The sequence below is a fragment of the Vreelandella malpeensis genome (assembly GCF_020622355.1).
Classification (GTDB): domain Bacteria; phylum Pseudomonadota; class Gammaproteobacteria; order Pseudomonadales; family Halomonadaceae; genus Vreelandella; species Vreelandella malpeensis.
This window is the reverse complement of record NZ_WHVL01000002.1, coordinates 247,126-266,935: the sequence shown is the minus strand read 5'-3', so window position 1 is coordinate 266,935 and position 19,810 is coordinate 247,126. Positions and strand designations below refer to the sequence as shown.

Sequence of the window (19,810 nt, the reverse complement as noted above, 5' to 3'; positions counted from 1 at the left end):
GGCACAGTAGAGACTTCCAGCCGAAGCAAGGAATCAGCGAAGGCTTATGTTAGCGTCCATCGACCTCTGGGAAGGGGCCCTGGCCCTGCTTCTGGGCCTCGCGGCTCTGGTCTGTCTTTTCGATCGTCACGTGCTCCGGGCGGCCTGGGCCTTCTGCGTATTCGCGCTCTTGATGACACTGGCCTGGGCATGGCTCGGCGCACCTTGGCTTGCGGCGGCGGAGCTCGTTCTCGGCGTGCTGCTCACCGGCGCGAGCCTCTTCCATGCGCTGGGCGCCTTCGAAGGCCGCTTTTCACGCTTTTCCTTTCGCGACCTGTCGCGCCTTGAGCGCGCGTACCCCATCGATACCTTTCGCGGCCCGATGAGCCATCGCCTGACGCGAGCACTGCTCACGCTTGCCTGGTGCATCATGGTGGGGGCGGTGATCCGTATTGTCATGCCCGCCATGACCTACGCGCCTTCCGAGCATCCCTTGATGCTGGTAGCGGTGCTGCTCGTGGGAACCGCAATGGGCGCCTTCGCCCTGCATCGCCACCGTTTGCGCCGGCTGCTGGCCTTCAACGTGCTGGGCGCCGGGGTCTTTCTGCTGATGGTCGGGCTCGCCGGGACCATTGAGGGTGCCCAGGCGCTGGTGGCGGTGGGGCTCTTGATCGCCGGGCTGGGCTCGCTTGCCGGGGCGCTGCTGATTCGCCGCTTGCGCGCCCACGAGGATGATGCGGACGACGAGCACATGGCAGTGGGGGGAGGGCGATGATGATCTGGCGCTTCGGCCTGCTGGACAGCGTGTTCGCCCCGCTGGCGCCGAGCCACTGGGCGCTGGCGTGCGCGCTTGTGCTTCCGCTTTTGGCCGGGGTCGTCGCCGCCTGTGTACCGCCCCGGCGAACGTGGCCGGTGCTGGCCGTCTGCGTACTGGTGGTAGCCTGCGGCGCCTGGCTGATGATGGATGCCTGGCAGGCGGGACTGCTGCGCTGGCAGTGGTCGGTGGCCGGGGTGACGATCGCGCTGCGCTTGAATGGCCTTGGTGCGCTCTTGCTGGTGGTGAGCCAGTGCGTGGCAGCGGCGGCAGCGCTCTACGCGCCGGGTTTTCTGCGCCTGGAATCGCCGGGGCCGCAGGCGCGCTGGCTGTGGCCCCTGATGGGTGTCACGCTTTTCGCCCTGTCGCTGGTGTGGATGGCGGCGGACCTGCTCACCCTTTACGCCGGCCTCGAGCTTTTGAGTCTGGCGGCAGTGGGCATGCTGGTGCTCTCCGGCAAACCCGCAGCGCTGGAGGCGGGCATGCGCTATTTGCTGCTGACGCTGGTGGGGTCGTTGACCTACCTGATGGGTGTAGCGCTGATCATTGGCCACTGGGGAGAGCTTTCGCTTGCTCGTTTGGCCGAGGTGGTCGAGCCCGGGGCTGTTGCCTGGATCGCGGCGTCGCTGCTGGGCGCCGGTCTTGCCCTGAAGGCGGCGCTGTTTCCGCTGCACGGCTGGCTGACGCCGGTACACCAAAGCGCCTGGACGCCGGTGAGCGCGCTGCACGCGGGTCTGGTCATCAAGGCGTCGCTCTACATCCTGATCCTTTTATGGAGCATCCTGCTGCCCGAGACCCACTGGGCGCCGCGCTTCGTAGCCTGGCTCGGGGCACTGGGGATCGTGTGGGGCGGGCTGATCGCCTGGCGGGCGCAGACCCTCAAGACCTTGGTGGCGTCCTCGACGGTGGCGCAGCTTGGCTACCTGATGGTGGCCTTCCCGCTGCTGCTGGGCCCTGGGGTCGCGCCCATCGCCAAGTCGTTGGCCTGGCAGGGGTTCTGGCTGCAACTGCTGGGGCATGCGTTGGCCAAGTCGGCGATGTTCCTGGCGGCGGGTAACCTGATCCTCGCCACCGGCGAGAGCTCGCTTGCCGGGCTGGCCGGTACCAGCCGGCGGCTGCCGCTGTCGCTTCTGATCTTCGGTATCGCCTCGATCACCCTGATGGGCCTGCCGCCCAGCGCCGGATTCACCGCCAAGTGGCTGCTTCTGCACGCCATGGTGCTCGAGGGCCACTGGGTGGCGGTGGCGGCGCTCCTGATAGGCACGCTCTTGACCGCCGCCTACATGTTCCGGATGTTTCGCTACTCCTTCGATGAAACCGCGCCGCGCCACCACTACCAGCCGCTGGGACGGGGCATGGATGCCATCGCGCTGGTACTTGCCCTGGCGGCACTGGTGATGGGGCTTCTGGCTCATCTACCGCTGGCGCTGCTGCAGGGAGGTGACGCATGACGGAGAACATGGCGTGGCTGCCGCTGGCGGCGCTTGCGGTGTCGCTCGTCGCGGCCATAGCGATCTTCTCCCTGCCGGAAACGGCGCGCCCGGTGCGCACGGTGATCAACCTGGGCGCGGCGGTGTGCAAGGTGGCGCTGGTCGCCTTGATGGTGGGGCGCGTCTCATTGGGATTCGAGGATACCTTCAGCTTCCAGATCATCGGCGGCATCGACTTCGTGCTGCGCGCCGACGCCCTGGGCGTGATGTTCGCCGGGCTCTCATCAATACTGTGGCTGTGTACCACGGTCTACGCCATCGGTTATCTCGAGGGCGCGGCGAACCGCAAGCGCTTCTTCGGGTTCTTCAGCCTGTGCGTGACCAGTACCCTGGGCATCGCCCTGGCGGGCAATCTCTTCACCTTCCTGATCTTCTACGAGATGCTCACGCTCTCGACCTACCCGCTGGTGGTACACGCGGGCACCCAGAAGGCGCTGGCGGCGGGCAAGGTCTACCTGCGCTATACGCTCTCGGCGGGGGTCGTACTGCTGCTGGGCGTGGTTATCCTGTACAGCCTGACCGGCGATCAATCCTTCGCCTCGGAGCAGGGGCTCGACCGCTATCTCGATGACCACCGCGGGCTTCTGACCCTGGTGTTCGCGCTGCTGGTGGGCGGGCTCGCGGTCAAGGCGGCGATCGTGCCGCTGCACGGCTGGCTGCCCCGGGCGATGGTGGCGCCGGCACCGGTCAGCGCGCTACTGCACGCCGTCGCCGTGGTCAAGGCTGGCGCCTTCGGCATCCTGCGCATCATCTATGATCTCTACGGCATCGAGCTGAGCGCCTTGCTCGGCGTGACCACGGTGCTCGCCGTGATCGCCTCGATCACCATTCTCTACGGCTCGCTGCGCGCGATCACCCAGGCCGAACTCAAGCCGCGCCTGGCGTACTCGACCATCAGCCAGGTCTCCTACATCGTGCTCGGGGTGTGCCTGGTCGGGCCCTTCGGCACCATCGGGGCGCTGGCGCACCTGCTCAATCAGGGCCTGATGAAAGTGACGCTGTTCTTCTGCGCCGGCAGCTACGCCGAGGAGCTCGGCATCCATCGCATCGACGAGATGAACGGTGCCGGCCGCCGCATGCCGCTGACCAGCCTCGCTTTCACCGTGGGGGCGCTGGGCATGATGGGGCTGCCGCCCACCGCCGGATTCATCACCAAGTGGTACCTGGGCATCGGCGCCATCGAGGCCGAGATGCTCTGGGTGGTGGCCGTGCTGGTGGCAAGCACCCTCTTGAATGCGCTCTATTTCCTGCCCATCGTCTATCGGCTGTGGTTCTGCCAGGGGCCGGCCCATGGGGTCGGCCAATGGCCCGACGAGCAGCGCCTGGGGCGGCTCGAGACCCATGGCTGGCTTTTGTGGCCCGCCGTGTTCACGGCACTTGCGAGCCTTGGCGCGGGGCTTCTGGCGGGGCTGCCCTTCAGCCCGCTGGAGTGGGCGACGCGGGTGGCGGTCGGGGAGTACCTGCCATGACCCTCGTGTTCGTGATGGCGCTTTTGTGGCCGCTTTGCGTGGCGCTTCGCAGTACGTGGCAGCTCGTGCGTGGCTACCCGGCGTTCGACCTCGCCTGGCTGAGTGCCGCCTGGCCCGCGCTGGTGCTTGCATTTCTGGGCGAGGGCGCTTGGGAGTGGCCGGCCTGGATGCTCGGCGGGCAGTGGGCACTCGATGACCTGAGCCGCCCCTGGCTCGCGTTCACGGCGCTTTTATGGAGCCTGGCGGCGCTGCACGCCCGAGGCTACTTCAAGGCGGCCCTGACCCGCGCCCGGCAGGGCGATGAAGAGCAGTGCTACAAGCTGGCGCGCTTCGTACTCCTGTGGCCTCTCACCTTCGCTGGCAACGCACTGTTGATTGTCTCCCAGGACATCGCGAGCTTCTACTTGGGCTTTGCGCTGATGACCTTCGCCGCCTACGCCCTGGTGCTGCACGATCGCACCGACGAGGCGCGGCGCGGCGCGCGCGCCTACCTGGTGCTGGCGGTGATCGGCGAGGGGCTGATTCTCGCCGGGCTGTTCTGGGCGGCGGGGCAGGAACAGGCATCGACGCTCGCCGGCGTGCGCGAGGGCATCCTGATCTCCCCCCAGGGCGTATGGATGGCGCTTCTGCTGTGGCTCGGGTTTGGGGTCAAGGCGGGTGTGCTGGGGCTTCACGTCTGGCTGCCGCTGGCCCACCCGGTGGCGCCGGCGCCGGCCAGTGCGGTACTCAGCGGGGCGATGATCAAGGCGGGGCTCCTCGGCTGGCTGGTATTTCTGCCACTGGGCGAGGAGGGCTTGTCCCCGGCGCTGGTGGCGTTTGGCGAGGCGATGCTGGTGGCGGGGCTGGCGGCGGCCTTCCTGGCGGCGCTCTACGGGGTCTGCCAGCGCCATCCCAAGGCGGTGCTGGCCTACTCGAGCATCAGCCAGATGGGCATGTTGACCGCGCTGGTGGCGATGGGGCTGATCGATATCGAGCTGTGGCCGCTGCTATGGCCGGGCATCGTGCTGTTCGCCGGCCACCACGCCCTCGCCAAGGGGGCGCTGTTTCTGGGCACCAGCGTCAGCGAGCACCTGCCGCGCTGGCCGAGGGCGCTGACCTGGGCCGCCCTGGCGCTGCCCGGGCTTTCGCTCACTGGCGCCTTCGGCGCGGGTATCCTGGCCAAGTACAGCGTCAAGCATGCTCTGGAAGAGATGCATCACACCCCGCTGATTTTGCTATTGACGCTGGCCGCCGTGGGTACCTCGGCGCTGGTGGGGGCGTGCCTGTGGCGCCAGTGGCATCAGCGCGATGTCGGTGGCGGCGACGGCTTTCAACTGGCGGGCTGGGGGCTCGCCATCCTGGCCACCTTGAGCGTGCCCTGGTGGCTGCCGCTGCCCGAGGAGAGCGTGCACGTGCCTAGCCTCGCCTCATTCGTCGAGCTCGCCTGGCCGCTGCCGGCGGGTGTATTGCTGCTGGCGGCGGGAGTCTGGCTTGGCAAACGGCTGGGTGCGAAGCCCCTGGCGGCGGGGGATCTCTGGTGGCTCTATCGAAGGCCCGCGTTGGGCGTCGTGGCGCTGTGCGCGGGTGTGGCCAAAAGAGCCAGGCGAGCGAAGCGGGCAAGCGTCGAGCGCTCGCTGGCGCTCGAGACCTGGGCCATGACGCACCTGACGCGTGCGCTCGAGGGCGAAACGTGGCTGCGTCGTCACGGCAGCGGCCTGATGATGGTGTTCGCTGTCTTGTTGGCACTGTTACTGATCTGGGAGGGAAGGGGATGAGCCCGTCGCACCACAAGACCACATCCCGGGGGCGGCGTGCCCGCACCCCGGAGGAGATTCCCAAGCTCGGCCTGCTCGACGTCGGCTGGCGGGTGATTCGTGCGGCCCGGCGCAATCGGCTGACCATGCTCGCCGCCGGCGTGGCCTTCTACGCGCTGCTGGCGCTGTTTCCGACCATCGCAGCGGTGATCTCGCTGTGGGGGCTTCTGTTCGACCCGGTGGAGGCGGGCCAGCAGCTCTACGAGATCGGCCGCTTCATGCCCGGCGATGCGGCGAACCTGATCGACCAGCAGGCCGACCAGGTGATCGAGAACACCGAGGCGGGTAACTTCATGGCCGCCATGATCGGGCTGGCCATTGCCATGTTTGTCGCCTCCAAGGGGGTGGCAGTGCTGGTGGTCGGGCTCAACGTGGTCTACGGCGAGAGCGAGAAACGCCCGTTTCTGCACCGTACGGTGCTTCTGACGGCGCTGACCTTCGGGCTGATCGTGATGACCCTGGTGTCGCTGGGGTTCATCGGCCTGATTCCCGTGATGGTGGATTCGCTGACCATCGAGCCGCCGGTAGATCAAATCATCAAGTGGCTGCGCTGGCCGGCGCTGTTGATCATGATGAGCTTTCTGATCTCGCTGCTCTATCGCTTCGCCCCCTACCGGCGCAAGCCGCGCTGGGTGTGGATCAACTACGGCACGCTGTTCGCCACAGTCACCTGGTTGCTGGGCTCCGCCATTCTTTCGCTCTACGTGCGCTACTTCACCGCCTTCAGCGACCTCTACGGCTCCCTCGGCGCGGTGGTAGCGCTGATGATCTGGTTCTGGCTTTCGGCGTTCATCGTACTGTTCGGCGCCGAGCTCAACTGCGAACTGGAGCGCCAGACGTTGAGCGACACCACGGTCGGACGACCGCGCCCGCTTGGTCATCGAGAAGCGTTCGCCGCGGACACGGTGGGCGTGACCAACCCTCTCGGCGGCGATAGTGACAAGCGCTACGATGGCGACAAGCGCGACGACGAGTGAAACCGCGCCGCCTGTCGGCGGCGCGGGAGGGCGGGACTACAACAGCTCTTCTCTTCTTACAACAGTTCTTCGGCGGCCAGGGCCAGACGCGAGCGCTCGACGCTTTTCAGGGTGATATGCCCGGCGTGGGGCCAGTCGCGAAAACGCTCGACCACGGCGGCCATGCCGCAAGTGTTGGCGGTAAGGTAGGGCGTGTCGATCTGGCCGACGTTACCCAGGCAGACGATCTTGGTATTGCGCCCGGCCCGGGTGACCAGGGATTTGAGCTGCTTGGGGGTGAAGTTCTGCGCCTCATCGATGATCAGGAAGGTGTCGTTCAGGGTGCGCCCGCGCATGAAGCCCGGCGAGCGGATCTGGACGCGGGAGCCGATCAACTGGCGGGTGGCGCCGTTGTCCCAGCTCGACTCGCCGTCGTCGTTGCGCAGCAGGTTGTCCATGTTGTCGTGGAACGCCCCCATCCAGGGCGACATCTTCTCCTCCTCGGTGCCGGGCAGAAAGCCGATGTCCTCGCCCATCGGGATCGGCGCGCGGGTGAAGACAATGCGCTCGAAGCGCTTGGTGTCCAGGGTCTGCTGGAAGGCGGCGGCCAGTGTCATGTAGGTCTTGCCGGTGCCGGCGTTGCCGGCCACGGTGACCAGGTCGATCTCCGGGTCCATCAGCAGGTTCAGGGTGAAGTTCTGGCGGCTGTCGTGGGCGTGAACCCCCCATACGCCGGCGTGGTGGCGATAGTTGATCAGAAGCTGGAGCGTGGCACTCTTGGGGCCGAGCTCGCGCACGATGGCCTCGAATTCCGCGCCGTTCTCGCTGTCGGAGACCAGCATGCCGACGTGCCAGTCGGCCGGCATGTCACCAGACAGGTGGTAGAAGGTGTGATGATTCTGGCGCTCGACATTGACCTCGACGTTGAGCGTCTCCCAGAGCGATGCGCCGGCAAGCCCCGAGTGCTCGACGACACTGGCGCCTTCGATCATGGCGTCGCTGTCTTCAAAAGCGCGGTCGGTGAGGTAGTCCTCCACCGGCACCCGCAGCGCAGCGGCCTTGATGCGCAGGTTGATGTCCTTGGTGATCAGGATCACCGAGGCGTCCGGGCGCTCGTCGCGCAGCCGGCAGGTCTCGGCAAGGATGCGGTTGTCCGGCGAGTCGCTGACCTCGTCGAGCAGCTTCAGATCGTTGTAGCACAGAAAATGCAGCCGTCCGCTTTCGCCGCTCAAGCGGGGGATGGGAATACCGTCCTGGACTTCCTCGAAGGTGACCTGGCTGGTGAGATCGGAGAGCGTGCGGCTGACCTGGCGCGCGGTCCGGGCGATTTCGCGAATGCCGTTCTTGTGCTTGTCGAGCTCCTCGAGAACGGTCATGGGGATGACCACATCGTGCTCTTCGAAATGGTAGAGGGCGGTGGGGTCGTGGATCAGGACGTTGGTGTCTAGAACGTAAAGCCGGGTGGCTTTCTTATCGAGTTTGACCATCGTGGAAGTCGCTCCTGGGTTGACGGCAACATCGACACTGGCAGGGCTCCTTGACACGGAGATGACACTGCCGGCGCTTACTCTAGCGTGTCCTTGGCTCTCCTTCTGCGGCTTTTTTCTTAGCGTGGAAGGTGGCGGCGCTTTTTTCCAGTCAGTTGTTTCAACGCAGGCCCGAATGCCCCGGCGGGGCAAAGAGGTCAGCCCTTGGTGGCGAGATAGTGGCTCACCTTGTCGAGCAGCACGCTGGCGACCAGCCCCAGGTTGTCGCCTTCCAGGTAGCGATAATGGTAGCTTTCCAGCGCCAGCTCGTGGGGCAGCCGGCAAAGCGAGCGCTCGGCCAACGCTTCGCTCACCAGCGGTGCGGGCAGCAGCGCCCAGCCGGTGCCCTGGATCGCCGCGTCGCGAATCAGCTCGAACATGGTGAGCCCCAGGAAGTTGGCCGAGAAGAGTGCTTCGCTCACCAGCCGGTCCTCCTCCAGATGGCTCAGGCAGACCTGGGTGTACTGGGCGAGATCGGCCTGGCGCACGAGCGGCAGCCGGCTCAGTGGATGATGGGGCGCGGCGATCAGGCGCATGCCGATGGGGGCAAGGGCGATGGCCTGATCGAGCGCGCGCTCGGCGGTATACAGGCCGAAGGCGATATCCACTGTCTGGCGCAAAATCAGCCCGTGGTGCGCCTGAGGCGGAGCCAGATAGACCGAGATCGCGGTGAGCGGAAAGCGCGTCTTGATCTCGTGCATCACTTCCTGCCAGAAGACTTCCGGCAGCGCATCGTCGCGGGCAATGCAGAGCTGACTTTCCACGCCCTTGTTGTGCTGTTGACAGTAGCGATTGATGCGCGCGGCGCTGGTGAGCAGGCGCTGGCAGTCCGGCAGGATGCTCTCACCGGTCGTGGTCAGGCTCAGACTGTTGCCGGTGCGCTCGAAAAGCGCCACGCCCAGGTGATCCTCCAGGGCGCCGACCATGGCGCTCAAGGTGCTGCGCTTGACACCGGTGAGGCGGGCGGCACCGGCAAACGAGCGCTGTTCGGTAACATCGATGAAGGCCTGGATCTGTTCGATACGCATGACGCCTCCTTGGTCGAACGTATCGTTAGATTAACGGAAACGCTAGCATCGAGCGACGAAAAAAATGGCGCTGAGCGATTCGCCCCGTCAAGGCGCTTTGGATAGGCTACGCGCTGCTTGATATACCTCATAACCTTTCGTGTTGGAGCAGTTCCGATGTCCCCCCTGATTGCTGAGCGGCGTGCGCTGAAATTTTCGGCCGTTTCCGCCAGCCTGTTCGCCCTGACCGGGCTCGCGCTGGGCCTTGCCAGCGGCTCGATCACCATCCTCTTCGATAGTGCCTATTCACTCTTGAGCCTCGTGCTGGCGTCGCTCTCTTTGCTGGCGCTGCAGCAGGCGCGCAAACCCGCCGACGAACACTTCCCCTTTGGGCGACTCACTGTCGAGCCGCTGGCGGTGCTGCTCAAGGGCGTGGTGATTGCGCTGGTGTGTCTGTTCTCGCTGGTATCGGCGCTGTGGAGCCTGGTGCAGGGCGGGCGCGAGGTCACGCTCGGGCTGGCGCTGGGTTTCGGTATCGTCAACGTGTTCGGGTGCTTGCTCACCTGGGGCATGCTCAAGCGCTATGCCCGCATTGCCAACTCCTCGCTTTTGCGCGCGGAGCTGCGCCAGTGGCAGATGGATACGTGGCTGAGCACGGCTGTGGTCGTGGGCTTCATGCTCACGGTGGGGCTGACGCTGAGCCCTTGGGCCGCCTACGCCCGCTTTGCCGACCCGGTGATGGTGCTGCTGATTGCAGGTTATTTTCTGCCCATACCGGTACGCATGGTGCGCGAGGCCCTGCGCGAGCTGATGTTCGGTGTGCCCACGGGGCCCATCCAGCGCGACGTGGTACGCGAGATCGAGGCCTTCGACATCGAGCCCGAAGACGTGCGCATCGCCCAGGTGGGCAGCTTCCTGATGGTGGATATCCAGCTCGACAAGCAGCAGATCGAGACCGCCGAAGAGATCGTCGATAGCGTCGAGGCGCGCTGCGAGCGCCTCAATCTGCGCCCGGTCACTAGCATTACCCTGGTGACTTGAAGCCTGGTGATTCGAGAGAAGATGAGGGCGAAGAGGAAAAAGATTGACCTGGTCATGAAGCAAATGATATTTAGCGCTACCGACAACGGGTGTCGGTCTTGTATCGTTTCTTGAGGGTTCGACAACATGCCTTTGCGCCGCTGTTTGTCCGTACTGATGGTGACCGCTGTGGTCGCCGGTTGTGCCAGTAACACCATTGCACCACGTTACACCTCCGACCACCCCGATATCCTGCGTATCGGCGGCGAACGCCCGGCCCACAAGGAGACCGTCGTCGAAAACGCCGGCTCCTTCTGCCTCGAAACCTCCGAGCGCTGGAACGAGCATGGCCGCACCCCCGACGGCCAAACGCTCTGGGCCAAGGACACGCTGCGGCGTGTGGTGCCGTGTAACTAAGTCTCGTGTATTTTAGCTCCGTGTGGTTAATGAGCAAAGATTGGTATCAAAGCTTTGTTAATAATCGCGCGGGGCTTAATGCTTTACAAATAACAATGACTTGGGTCGTTTCGATGCCGCTTTTAAAGGGGGCTGGCGTTGTGGATTGGGAGCCATATTGGCCCTTAAGAAAACGAGCTACGGTATGCTTAGGTAATAAGACTATCTAGTGATAGCGAATTTCTAAGTTTTAGTAGCCATTCCTTCGGGCATCATTCAAAATCAAGAAAGAGCAACGGCAGGTGTAAGGGAGAAAGGCTGTTTCCGACCCAAAGCGGACGATCGTGCCAGGCAGTTTTCGGCCAAAAGCGGACGCTCAAAGCTGTCTATGGAATTAGGGGTTATTCAGTCAGGTATGCTTGAATTCCAACGAAGACATAAGGACACTGCTTACAGAGCTCATGAAAATTCACTATAAATTCCCCACAAAGAGAACGTTGATCATCGATGATCACTGGGAAGTGCCCATCCAAAACGGTAGTCTCCGAGCCATCGAAATTAAGGGAAAGGTAGATGCCTTTGAGATAACGATTAAAAACCAGCCTGTTGCTTACGCTATGCAATTCATCCAGGCAAACGATGAAAACATGGCTACCATTATCCATACAGATCCCTTATTAGCACCTATCCAGAATCAGCTTAATGCAGCAATGTCCTTTCTACATTGCTACTTCTCTGTAGACCTTAAACTTGATGACTACGAAGTAAGATACGAAGCAGAAACACCGGATGAAGAAGGGAAAATCCCTATTCCCACGATGAAAACTGATCAGCATGAGCTTCCGCTCCCCTTACCATTCGATATGTTGACCCGAGCCATCATGGCGGCTGAAAGTTCAAGCGGCCCGCAATTCGAAGCGACATTAACTAGCTTCGCTAGAGCCGCAATCGGGGAGAGGAGATACATCGATTCGTTCAGGTACTCGTTCCTGCTAATAGAATCAGTATATGGAGGAGGTCAATTTAAAACTGCTGCCTTGAAGAGTGCCTTAAAGCAAAACCATCCCTTTCGAGAAATAGTTAGATTAGCAATATCCGATAGGATAAAACCACACAAAAACAAGACCTCCGATACAGAAGCGCTTCTCTCGCAAAACCCAAGCATTGATATCGTCATCGACCACTTGGTAGAAAAAAGAGGATTTTATTTCCACGGAAATATAAAACGTCAAAAATACTGGAAACCAAATGACCAAACTGAAGCTGAGTCTCTAGCCAATCTTGCAGTCGGTATTGCACAGCTAATATCGCACGAAGCAGCGACACCAATGTTTGATGAAAACTATGGCGAAAGACATTTCAAAAACGCCAAGAGCGCAGGAGCAATAATCGTGTTCGAAATAAAGTTCAAGTACAAAAACCCTGAAGAAAGTTTCTCTCGTGAACATATGCTAAACATATCAGTCCCCGGAACAAAACCAACGCCTCAGAACTCGCTATACATTCTTGAGCAGTTTATTGAACATTTCAAACACCATCTTCCAGTATCTGGCCTCGATGAGGCGATCTGCAAAGTTAAAGACAGCCCTAATGTTGTCTTTGAAATAAAAATGTATCCCGTAGGGCGCCAATAATCACAGGGCAGCAGGGTATAAAAGGTAAATGCGCCTTGTTAATACAAGCCAAATTGCGCAAATTTCCAGAAGCGTGCAGATATAAATGTGCCAGCTAATGGCGGCCAAGTAAGGGGCTAGGGGAACAGCGGTGCGCTGCAAGAAAAGTGTAATAAAAGAAGAAAAGGGAACAGATTTATTGATTTATGTTCTCTTGTGAACGACCGCTTCTGGCCGATAACGGACATTGGCGGATTCTGATCGGTTTTTGCTACTACTGCCTGGCAAAGCCTGAGCCCCAAGATGACTCAGCCCAGTGAAGAGGGGCCTGGCATCGTTGTGAAACAAAAAGCGCCCAACAGTAACACCGCCGGGCGCTTTCCTTTCTATACACCCTCAATCACCTTTCTTCTCAGGCTTGCCCTTGCGTTGAGTGCTGGCGAAATCCTCGAGCTCCTGCTCGTTCATCGAGTCGTACATCTCCTTCGATGCGCCGACCAGTTCGCTGGGTTGGGTGTCGCCGCGTTTGGCGGAAAGGGCCGCGCCGGCGGCCTTTTGCTGGGCTTTGGATTTTGCTGGCATGGTGGATCCTCCGTTATCCTGTCACCTCTATCTGGATGCAATGCTTACCCTAGGAAGTCTAGCACTCGCTCGAGCGCCGACCAGTTGTTGAGGATCACCATGACGCCCGCTATTAATACCGCCAAGAAGGCGGGGATTACGTTCAAGATTCATGAGTATGTTCATGAGAGCGGCGCTCCCTCCTATGGCCTGGAGGCCGCCGAGAAGCTGGCGGTCGCGCCCGAGCGGGTGTTCAAGACGCTGGTGGTAGCGCTTGAGGGCAAGGCGCTGACCGTGGCGATCGTGCCCGTAACCCATCAGTTGGGGTTGAAGCAGGTGGCCAAGGCGGCCGGGGCCAAGAAGGCGGCGATGGCCAGCGCCGACGTGGTCGAGCGCACGACCGGCTACGTGCTGGGCGGTGTGAGCCCGCTGGGGCAGAAAAAGCGCTTGCCGCTGTTCATCGATGAAAGCGCCGAAGCGCAGCCGACGATCTATGTCAGCGCTGGCCGACGGGGACTCGAGATCGAACTCGCGCCGGGTGATCTTGCAGCACTCACCCAGGGGCGCTTTGTGCCCCTGGCGGTATGACGCGCGCGGCGCCTTCTTCGTCCGTGACTTTCTGGTAAGGTGGCGACTATTGTTTTCCCTTACTGCTACGAGACGCTGCCGTTGACCGCCACTGCCTTTGACTCGCTTCGCCTGCCAGCGGAGCTGCTCGATAACCTTCATACCCTGGGTTACCACCAGATGACCCCGGTGCAGGCCCAGAGCCTGCCCTTGATGCTCGAAGGCCGCGACGTGCTGGCCCAGGCCAGAACCGGCTCCGGCAAGACGGCGGCCTTTGGCCTGGCGCTGCTGGCCAGGCTTTCGCTGTCAAACGCGAGCGTTCAGGCGCTGGTGCTGTGTCCCACCCGGGAGCTGGCCGATCAGGTCGCCGAGGCGCTGCGCAAGCTCGCCCGGACGCTTGCCAACGTGAAGGTGCTCACCCTGTGCGGCGGCGCGCCCTTCGGCCCTCAGCTCGCCTCGCTCGAACACGGTGCACACATTGTAGTGGGTACGCCGGGGCGTATCGACGAGCATCTGCGCAAGGGATCGCTGTCGCTTTCCGGGCTCACCACCCTGGTGCTGGACGAAGCCGACCGCATGCTCGACATGGGCTTTCGCCCGGCCATCGAGACGATCATCCAGGCCACTCCGAAGACGCGCCAGACGCTTTTGTTCAGCGCCACCTTCCCCGACGAGCAGGGCGAAGGGGAGCTTGCGACGATGACCCGGGGCGTGCTCACAGAGTACGCAAGCGTGATCGTCGAGGAGGAGCATGACGCGAGCACCATCGAGCAACACTTCTACGACGTGCCTGCCGACAAGAGCCGAAGCGGGGCGCTGGTGGATCTGCTTTTGCACTACCGGCCCGCCACCAGCGTGGTGTTTTGCAACACCAAGCGCGAAACCGACCAGGTGGCGGATCAGCTCGCAGCTGCGGGCTTCAGCGCCGTGGCGTTACACGGCGATCTCGAACAGAAGGATCGCGACCGGCTGCTGGTGCTGTTCGCCAACCGTAGCGTGTCGATTCTGGTGGCGACCGACGTGGCCGCCCGGGGGCTTGACATCGAACGACTCGACGCGGTGTTCAACTACCAGATCGCCCGCGAGCTGGACGTGCACGTTCACCGCGTAGGGCGTACCGGCCGGGCCGGCGAGCGTGGCATCGCCGCGACCCTGGTCGCCTCGGAGGAGCATTACCGGCTGGAGCGGCTGGGCGAGCGCGTTGGCGAGGTACTCACCCTGGAGCCCCTGCCCAGGCCGCGCGACCGGGCCCCCTTCACCGCCCCCATGGCGACGCTGCAGCTCGGTGGCGGCAAGAAGGACAAGCTGCGCCCGGGCGATATCCTCGGGGCGCTCACCGGCGAAGGCGGCCTGCGCGGCGATCAGGTGGGCAAGATCAAGGTCCAGGCAAAGAGCGCTTTCGTCGCCGTGGAGCGCGGCGTAGCTAACAAGGCGCTGGGCAAGCTCGAGCGCGACAAGCTTAAGGGCCGTGCCTTTCGCGTTCGCCGTATCGACGATTGATATGGTCAGCACGACGCTATTTCGCATACGCACTTACTCAAGGAGCGACGGCCGCAAGCCATGAAGATACCCAAGCGACTGCAACCTCTGCTCGACGACGGTTTGATCGATGAGGTGGTGATGCAACTGATGAGCGGCAAGGAGGCGCAGGTCTTCGTCGTGCGCTGCGGCGACGAGCTGCGCTGTGCCAAGGTGTTCAAGGAGGCCAAGCAGCGCAGCTTCAAGCAGGCGGCGCAGTACCAGGAGGGGCGCAAGGAGCGCAACAGCCGCCGTGCCCGAGCGATGTCGAAGAAGACCAAGTACGGCCAACGCGAGCAGGAGCAGGCGTGGTTGAACGCCGAGGTGGATGCGCTCTACCGCTGCGACGGCGCTGGCGTACGCGTGCCCAAGCCCTACGGCTTCGTCGATGGCGTGCTGCTGATGGAGATGATCTGCGACGAGGAGGGCGACGTGGCCCCGCGCCTCGATGACGTGGCGCTGACCCCTGAAGTGGCCCTGCGCTACCACGCCAAGGTGATTCAGGACGTGGTACGCATGCTTTGCGCCGGGCTCATCCACGGCGATCTTTCCGAGTTCAACGTGCTCGCCGCCAGCGACGGCCCGGTGATCATCGACCTGCCCCAGGCCGTGGACGCGGCGGGCAACAACAGTGCCGCCGCCATGCTCGAGCGCGACGTGAACAACATGCGCGACTACTTCGGCCGCTACGCTCCATCGCTGCTCGAGACCCACTACGGCAAGGAGATGTGGGCGCTGTATGAAAGCGGCGAGCTTCATCCGGACAGCCGCCTGACCGGCCATTTCGAGTTCGACACCAAAAGCGCCGATGTGGCGGAACTGATGGAGGTGATCGACGATGTCAAGGAAGAAGAGGCCGAGCGTCAGGCCCGGCTTCGTGACGACGAGGACGACAACGCCTACTGAGTGCCTGCTTGCTAACCTCGCTTAGGCGAACCAGTGTTAAGCTGGTAGCTCTTTAGCCGGTTAACGACAGGCGCGGCGTCTTTCCGCGCAAGCGTAAGGAGCGCCCTTGAACACACTGAGGTTGAGTCGCAGTACGGCGCGAGGGTTGGCCACCTCGCTCGGCGCGGGAGCCTTGGGCGGAGCGCTTTTTCAACTGATGGGCCTGCCGCTGGCCTGGATGCTGGGCCCGCTGGTGGCCAACCTGCTAGCGTCCTCCAAGGGCGTCCACGTGGTGATTCCCGAGCGGCTGCGAAGCCTCTTTCTGGCCGTGATGGGGCTGGTGCTGGGCAGCCAGGTCACTCCGCAGCTTGCTCATCGGGTAGGCGACTGGCCGGTCTCCGCAGCGCTTCTGCTGCTGGGAGTGGCCGCCTCCACGGCGGTGGCGGCGGCCTGGTACCGGCGCTGCGGGTTCGACGGCGTGAGCGCCTGGTTCGGCGCCGCCCCGGGGGCGATGACCGCGATGATCCTGCTCGGCGACAAGTGCGGCGGCGACCCGCAGCGCATCGCCATTGCCCAGTCGCTGCGTGTGGTGCTGGTGATCCTGTTCCTGCCGCCGCTGTTCTGGATGTTCAGCCCGGGCGAGGCCGACGGCGCACCCGGGTCATCGGGCTTCGAACACGCTTGGCTGCTGCTGCTGATTCCCGTGATCCTGCCCCTGGGGCGCCGGCTCAAGATGCCAACGCCGGCGCTGCTGGCACCGCTTCTGGTCGCCGGGGTGCTCTCGGGGCTGGACATCGCGAGCCTGGCGCTGCCGGACTGGGCGATGAACGTGATGCTATGGGTGCTGGGCAGCGCCATCGGCTCGCGCTTCAAGGGCATGACGCGGCGGCTGTTCGGGCGCTACCTGTGGCAGTCCGGCGTGGCGACGCTGCTGGCGCTGGCGGTGTTGATCCTGTTTGCCGAGCTCATTCATCAGTTTCTCGGCGTGGGGCGCGACGTGGCCATCCTGGCGCTGGCGCCGGGGGGCATCGGCGAGATCGCGATCCTCGCCGTGGCGCTCGATATCGACCCGGTGTTCGTCGCCTTTCACCATTTGCTGCGCATGATCACGCTGATGCTCTTCGCACCGTTCTGGGCGCGCTACCTCATGCAGCGCCCCCCTTCCCGGCGTCCCTGACGGGGCCGCGGGGTTACCTTGCTTTCTCACGATGGGGCTTAAAGGACCTTCCATGCTCGCACGCTTGCTGAAACCGCTGTTTGGCTACTTCGAGGGGCGCGTTGACCCCTACCCGGAGGGCGAGGTGAAGACCCCGCCCCGGGGGCTCTTGCCGTTCATCTGGCACTTCTCGCGACCGATATGGCCGCTTCTGGTCGTCATGTCGTTGGTCACCGCTGCCGTCTCGGCGGCGGAGGTGCTGTTCTTCAGCTACATGGGCGAGCTGGTGGACTGGCTGGGCAACGTCGAGCGGGCGGGCTTCTGGCAGGCCAACGGCGCCTGGCTCGCCGGGCTTGGCCTGCTGGTGATTCTGGGGCTGCCGCTGCTGGTGCTCCTGCAGTCGCTGATCACCCACCAGAGCATCTTCGGCAACTACCCGATGATCGGCCGCTGGCTGTCGCACCGCCACATGCTGAGCCAGAGCCTGGCCTTCTACCAGGACGAGTTCGCCGGCCGAGTGTCCCAGAAGGTGATGCAGACGGCACTGGCCATCCGCGAGACCGTCACCAAGGTGATGGACCTGATGGTCTACGCGCTGGTCTATTTCACCGGCGCGGCATTTTTGCTCGGCCGGGCCGATCCGTGGCTCTTGCTTCCCTTGGGGCTGTGGCTCGTCGGCTATCTGGGCATCATGCGCTACTTCGTACCAAGGCTTCGCGACGTCTCCATGGCCCAGGCGGACGCCCGCGCCGAGATGACCGGGCGCGTGGTGGACAGCTACAGCAACATCCAGACCATCAAGCTGTTTGCCGATACCCAGCGCGAGCAGGCCTACGCCAAGAGCGCGATGGAGGGCTTTCTGGTCACGGTGCATCGCCAGATGCGCCTGGTGACGGTGATGAGCGTCAGCCTGACGTTTCTCAACACGCTGCTGCTGGTGGGCATCGCCGGCATGGCGATCAGTGCCTGGTATTTTGAGGCGATCTCGCTCGGGGTACTGGCCATCGCGATCGCCCTGGTGATGCGCATTCGCTTCATGTCCGACTGGATCCTGTGGGAAGTGGCGGGCCTGTTCGAGAACATCGGCACCGTGCAGGATGGCATGAATACCATCGCCCAGGCGCCGACCATCCAGGACGCCCCGGGGGCGCCGGCGCTCGTCGTGCCGCGCGGCGAGATCAATTTCGAGGCCCTGCACTTTCACTACGCCCAGGCCAAGGGCGAGCGCAAGACGGTGTTCGACGGGCTGGAGCTGACCATCGCCCCGGGCGAGAAGATCGGCCTGATCGGCCGCTCCGGGGCGGGCAAGTCGACGCTGGCCAACCTGCTGCTGCGCTTTTATGACCTGCAGGGCGGGCGCATCCTGATCGATGGGCAGGATATCAGCCAGGTGACCCAGACCTCGCTTCGCCACCAGATCGGCATGGTCACCCAGGATACCTCGCTGCTGCACCGCTCGCTTCGAGACAACATCCGCTACGGCAGCCCCCAGGCGAGCGACGAGGACGTGTGGGAGGCGGTGCGCCGAGCCCACGCTGATACCTTCCTGACGGATCTGGTCGACCCGCACGGGCGGCGCGGGCTCGACGCCCATGTCGGCGAGCGCGGCGTCAAGCTCTCCGGCGGCCAGCGCCAGCGTATCGCCATCGCCCGGGTACTGCTGAAGAATGCGCCGATCCTGGTGCTCGATGAGGCCACCTCGGCCCTCGACTCCGAAGTCGAGGCGGCGATCCAGGAGCAGCTCGATGCGCTGATGGAGGGCAAGACGGTGATCGCCATCGCCCACCGGCTCTCGACCATCGCCATGCTCGATCGCCTGATCGTGGTCGACGGCGGCGAGATCGTCGAGAGCGGCAGCCACCAGGAGCTCCTGGCGAAGGGCGGCATCTACGCGAGCCTTTGGCAGCGCCAGTCCGGCGGCTTTCTGGGCCTCGACGTGTCAGACTCGGATTCGTCTGCTAACGTGACATCTGCGCAGTAGACCAGTTGATTAATGGATGAATCAGGAGGAGTGAATGGCTAATCGTACCGTTACCCTGAAAGCCCCGGGTGGACTCGACCAACTCCAGGTGCAAGAGCGCGAAGACGCCGCCGCGCCGAGGGCGGGCGAGATTCGCGTGCGCCTGCACGCAAGCTCGCTCAACTTTCACGACTACGCCGTGGTCGCGGGCATGATCCCGTGTGACGACGGGCGCATCCCGATGTCCGACGGTGCCGGCGTGGTGGAGGCGGTGGGCGAGGGCGTCGACGAGTTCGCCGTGGGCGACCGGGTCGTCTCGACCTTCTTTCCCGCTTGGCTCGAGGGCCCGGCGCGAGTCGGCGATTTTCGCTCCACCCCCGGCGATGGGGTCGACGGCTACGCCCGGGAGCAGATCACCCGCCCGGCCACCTGGTTCACCCATCAACCCGAAGGCTACAGCCACGCGGAGTCGGCTACGCTGACCACCGCAGGGCTGACTGCCTGGCGGGCGCTGGTGGTAGATGGCGGACTCAAGGCCGGCGACACCGTGCTGGTACTGGGCACCGGCGGGGTCTCGATCTTCGCGCTGCAGTTCGCGCGGATGATGGGCGCGCGCGTGATCGCCACGTCCTCTTCCAACGAGAAGCTCGAAAAGCTCAAGGCCCTTGGCGCCGAGCATGTCATCAACTACCGGGAAACGCCGGAGTGGGGCAAGAAGGTCAAGGAACTGACCGGCGGTGAAGGGGTGGATCACATCGTCGAAGTGGGCGGGCCGCAGACGCTGCCGCAATCCATCGACGCGGTGAAGATCGGCGGGCACCTAGCGCTGATCGGCATTCTGACCGGGCGCGAAGGCGATATCCCGACCGCCAAGCTGATGGCCAAGCAGGCCACGCTCAAGGGATTGATCGTCGGCAGCCGACGCGATCAGATCGAGATGATCCGCGCCATCGAGGCGTCGAATCTGCGTCCGGTCATCGACCGGGAGTTCGGGCTCGAGGAGATTGCCGACGCCTTTCGCCATCAGGAGTCCGGCAAGCACTTCGGCAAGATCTGTCTTTCGTTCTGAAATACTGCCGTTTTGAAATACTGCCGTTCTG

The 19,810-nt window shown here is 63.4% G+C and carries 17 protein-coding genes; 14 read left to right on the top strand and 3 right to left on the bottom strand.

Annotated elements, in window-relative coordinates; all coding sequences use genetic code 11:
* Positions 1 to 46: 46 nt before the first annotated feature.
* The 5 genes from GEV37_RS06595 to GEV37_RS06575 are packed head-to-tail and all read left to right on the top strand — an operon-like array spanning position 47 to position 6,522.
* On the top strand, positions 47 to 754 hold the full coding sequence (locus GEV37_RS06595; RefSeq protein WP_227389441.1) for a hydrogenase subunit MbhD domain-containing protein: 708 nt from the start codon (positions 47 to 49) through the stop codon (positions 752 to 754).
* Positions 754 to 2,244, top strand: a complete 1,491-nt coding sequence (locus tag GEV37_RS06590; protein WP_227389762.1) for a complex I subunit 5 family protein — start codon at positions 754 to 756, stop codon at positions 2,242 to 2,244. Before GEV37_RS06595 ends, GEV37_RS06590 begins: the two co-directional genes overlap by 1 nt.
* Complete coding sequence (locus GEV37_RS06585; RefSeq protein WP_227389440.1) at positions 2,241 to 3,752, top strand: proton-conducting transporter transmembrane domain-containing protein; 1,512 nt, start codon at positions 2,241 to 2,243, stop codon at positions 3,750 to 3,752. The genes GEV37_RS06590 and GEV37_RS06585 overlap by 4 nt, the downstream gene beginning before the upstream one ends.
* A complete protein-coding gene (locus GEV37_RS06580; RefSeq protein WP_227389439.1) occupies positions 3,749 to 5,506 on the top strand; it encodes a proton-conducting transporter transmembrane domain-containing protein in 1,758 nt (585 codons plus the stop codon). The genes GEV37_RS06585 and GEV37_RS06580 overlap by 4 nt, the downstream gene beginning before the upstream one ends.
* Positions 5,503 to 6,522, top strand: coding sequence for a YihY/virulence factor BrkB family protein (locus GEV37_RS06575; protein WP_227389438.1), 1,020 nt, complete (start codon positions 5,503 to 5,505; stop codon positions 6,520 to 6,522). Before GEV37_RS06580 ends, GEV37_RS06575 begins: the two co-directional genes overlap by 4 nt.
* A gap of 56 nt (positions 6,523 to 6,578) precedes the next feature.
* On the opposite strand, the gene GEV37_RS06570 is transcribed toward GEV37_RS06575, so the two are convergent.
* The gene (locus GEV37_RS06570) at positions 6,579 to 7,988 is read right to left on the bottom strand and encodes a PhoH family protein (protein WP_227389437.1); all 1,410 of its coding nucleotides are present in this window, start codon (positions 7,986 to 7,988) and stop codon (positions 6,579 to 6,581) included.
* 197 nt (positions 7,989 to 8,185) lie between these two features.
* The gene (locus tag GEV37_RS06565) at positions 8,186 to 9,055 is read right to left on the bottom strand and encodes a LysR family transcriptional regulator (RefSeq protein WP_227389436.1); all 870 of its coding nucleotides are present in this window, start codon (positions 9,053 to 9,055) and stop codon (positions 8,186 to 8,188) included.
* Positions 9,056 to 9,211: 156 nt separating this feature from the next.
* Here GEV37_RS06565 and GEV37_RS06560 point away from each other — a divergent pair, with 156 nt between their 5' ends.
* From GEV37_RS06560 to GEV37_RS06550, 3 genes are all read left to right on the top strand, one after another.
* Positions 9,212 to 10,075: a cation diffusion facilitator family transporter gene (locus GEV37_RS06560; protein ID WP_227389435.1), complete on the top strand. Its 864-nt coding sequence runs from the start codon at positions 9,212 to 9,214 to the stop codon at positions 10,073 to 10,075.
* A 144-nt stretch (positions 10,076 to 10,219) separates the two neighbouring features.
* Entirely contained in the window at positions 10,220 to 10,471 is a 252-nt protein-coding gene (locus GEV37_RS06555; protein WP_227389434.1) for a hypothetical protein, read from the top strand.
* A gap of 440 nt (positions 10,472 to 10,911) precedes the next feature.
* Positions 10,912 to 12,084, top strand: coding sequence for a hypothetical protein (locus GEV37_RS06550; RefSeq protein WP_227389433.1), 1,173 nt, complete (start codon positions 10,912 to 10,914; stop codon positions 12,082 to 12,084).
* Positions 12,085 to 12,459: 375 nt separating this feature from the next.
* On the opposite strand, the gene GEV37_RS06545 is transcribed toward GEV37_RS06550, so the two are convergent.
* Positions 12,460 to 12,645, bottom strand: a complete 186-nt coding sequence (locus tag GEV37_RS06545) for a DUF3008 family protein (RefSeq protein WP_227389432.1) — start codon at positions 12,643 to 12,645, stop codon at positions 12,460 to 12,462.
* 99 nt (positions 12,646 to 12,744) lie between these two features.
* On the opposite strand from GEV37_RS06545, the gene ybaK reads away from it, so the two are divergent.
* The 6 genes from ybaK to GEV37_RS06515 all read left to right on the top strand — a co-directional run bounded on the left by ybaK (position 12,745) and on the right by GEV37_RS06515 (position 19,779).
* The gene (gene ybaK, locus GEV37_RS06540) at positions 12,745 to 13,212 is read left to right on the top strand and encodes a Cys-tRNA(Pro) deacylase (protein ID WP_227389431.1); all 468 of its coding nucleotides are present in this window, start codon (positions 12,745 to 12,747) and stop codon (positions 13,210 to 13,212) included.
* 39 nt (positions 13,213 to 13,251) lie between these two features.
* Positions 13,252 to 14,691 (top strand): ATP-dependent RNA helicase DbpA, encoded by a 1,440-nt coding sequence (gene dbpA / locus GEV37_RS06535; RefSeq protein WP_386111877.1) that lies wholly within the window; start codon positions 13,252 to 13,254, stop codon positions 14,689 to 14,691.
* A 60-nt stretch (positions 14,692 to 14,751) separates the two neighbouring features.
* Positions 14,752 to 15,615 (top strand): PA4780 family RIO1-like protein kinase, encoded by an 864-nt coding sequence (locus tag GEV37_RS06530; protein WP_227389430.1) that lies wholly within the window; start codon positions 14,752 to 14,754, stop codon positions 15,613 to 15,615.
* Between the two features lie 106 nt (positions 15,616 to 15,721).
* Complete coding sequence (locus GEV37_RS06525) at positions 15,722 to 16,771, top strand: AbrB family transcriptional regulator (protein ID WP_227389429.1); 1,050 nt, start codon at positions 15,722 to 15,724, stop codon at positions 16,769 to 16,771.
* A 52-nt stretch (positions 16,772 to 16,823) separates the two neighbouring features.
* Entirely contained in the window at positions 16,824 to 18,731 is a 1,908-nt protein-coding gene (locus GEV37_RS06520; RefSeq protein WP_275951399.1) for an ABC transporter ATP-binding protein, read from the top strand.
* Positions 18,732 to 18,765: 34 nt separating this feature from the next.
* Complete coding sequence (locus GEV37_RS06515) at positions 18,766 to 19,779, top strand: zinc-dependent alcohol dehydrogenase family protein (RefSeq protein ID WP_227389428.1); 1,014 nt, start codon at positions 18,766 to 18,768, stop codon at positions 19,777 to 19,779.
* The last annotated feature ends 31 nt before the right edge of the window (positions 19,780 to 19,810 follow it).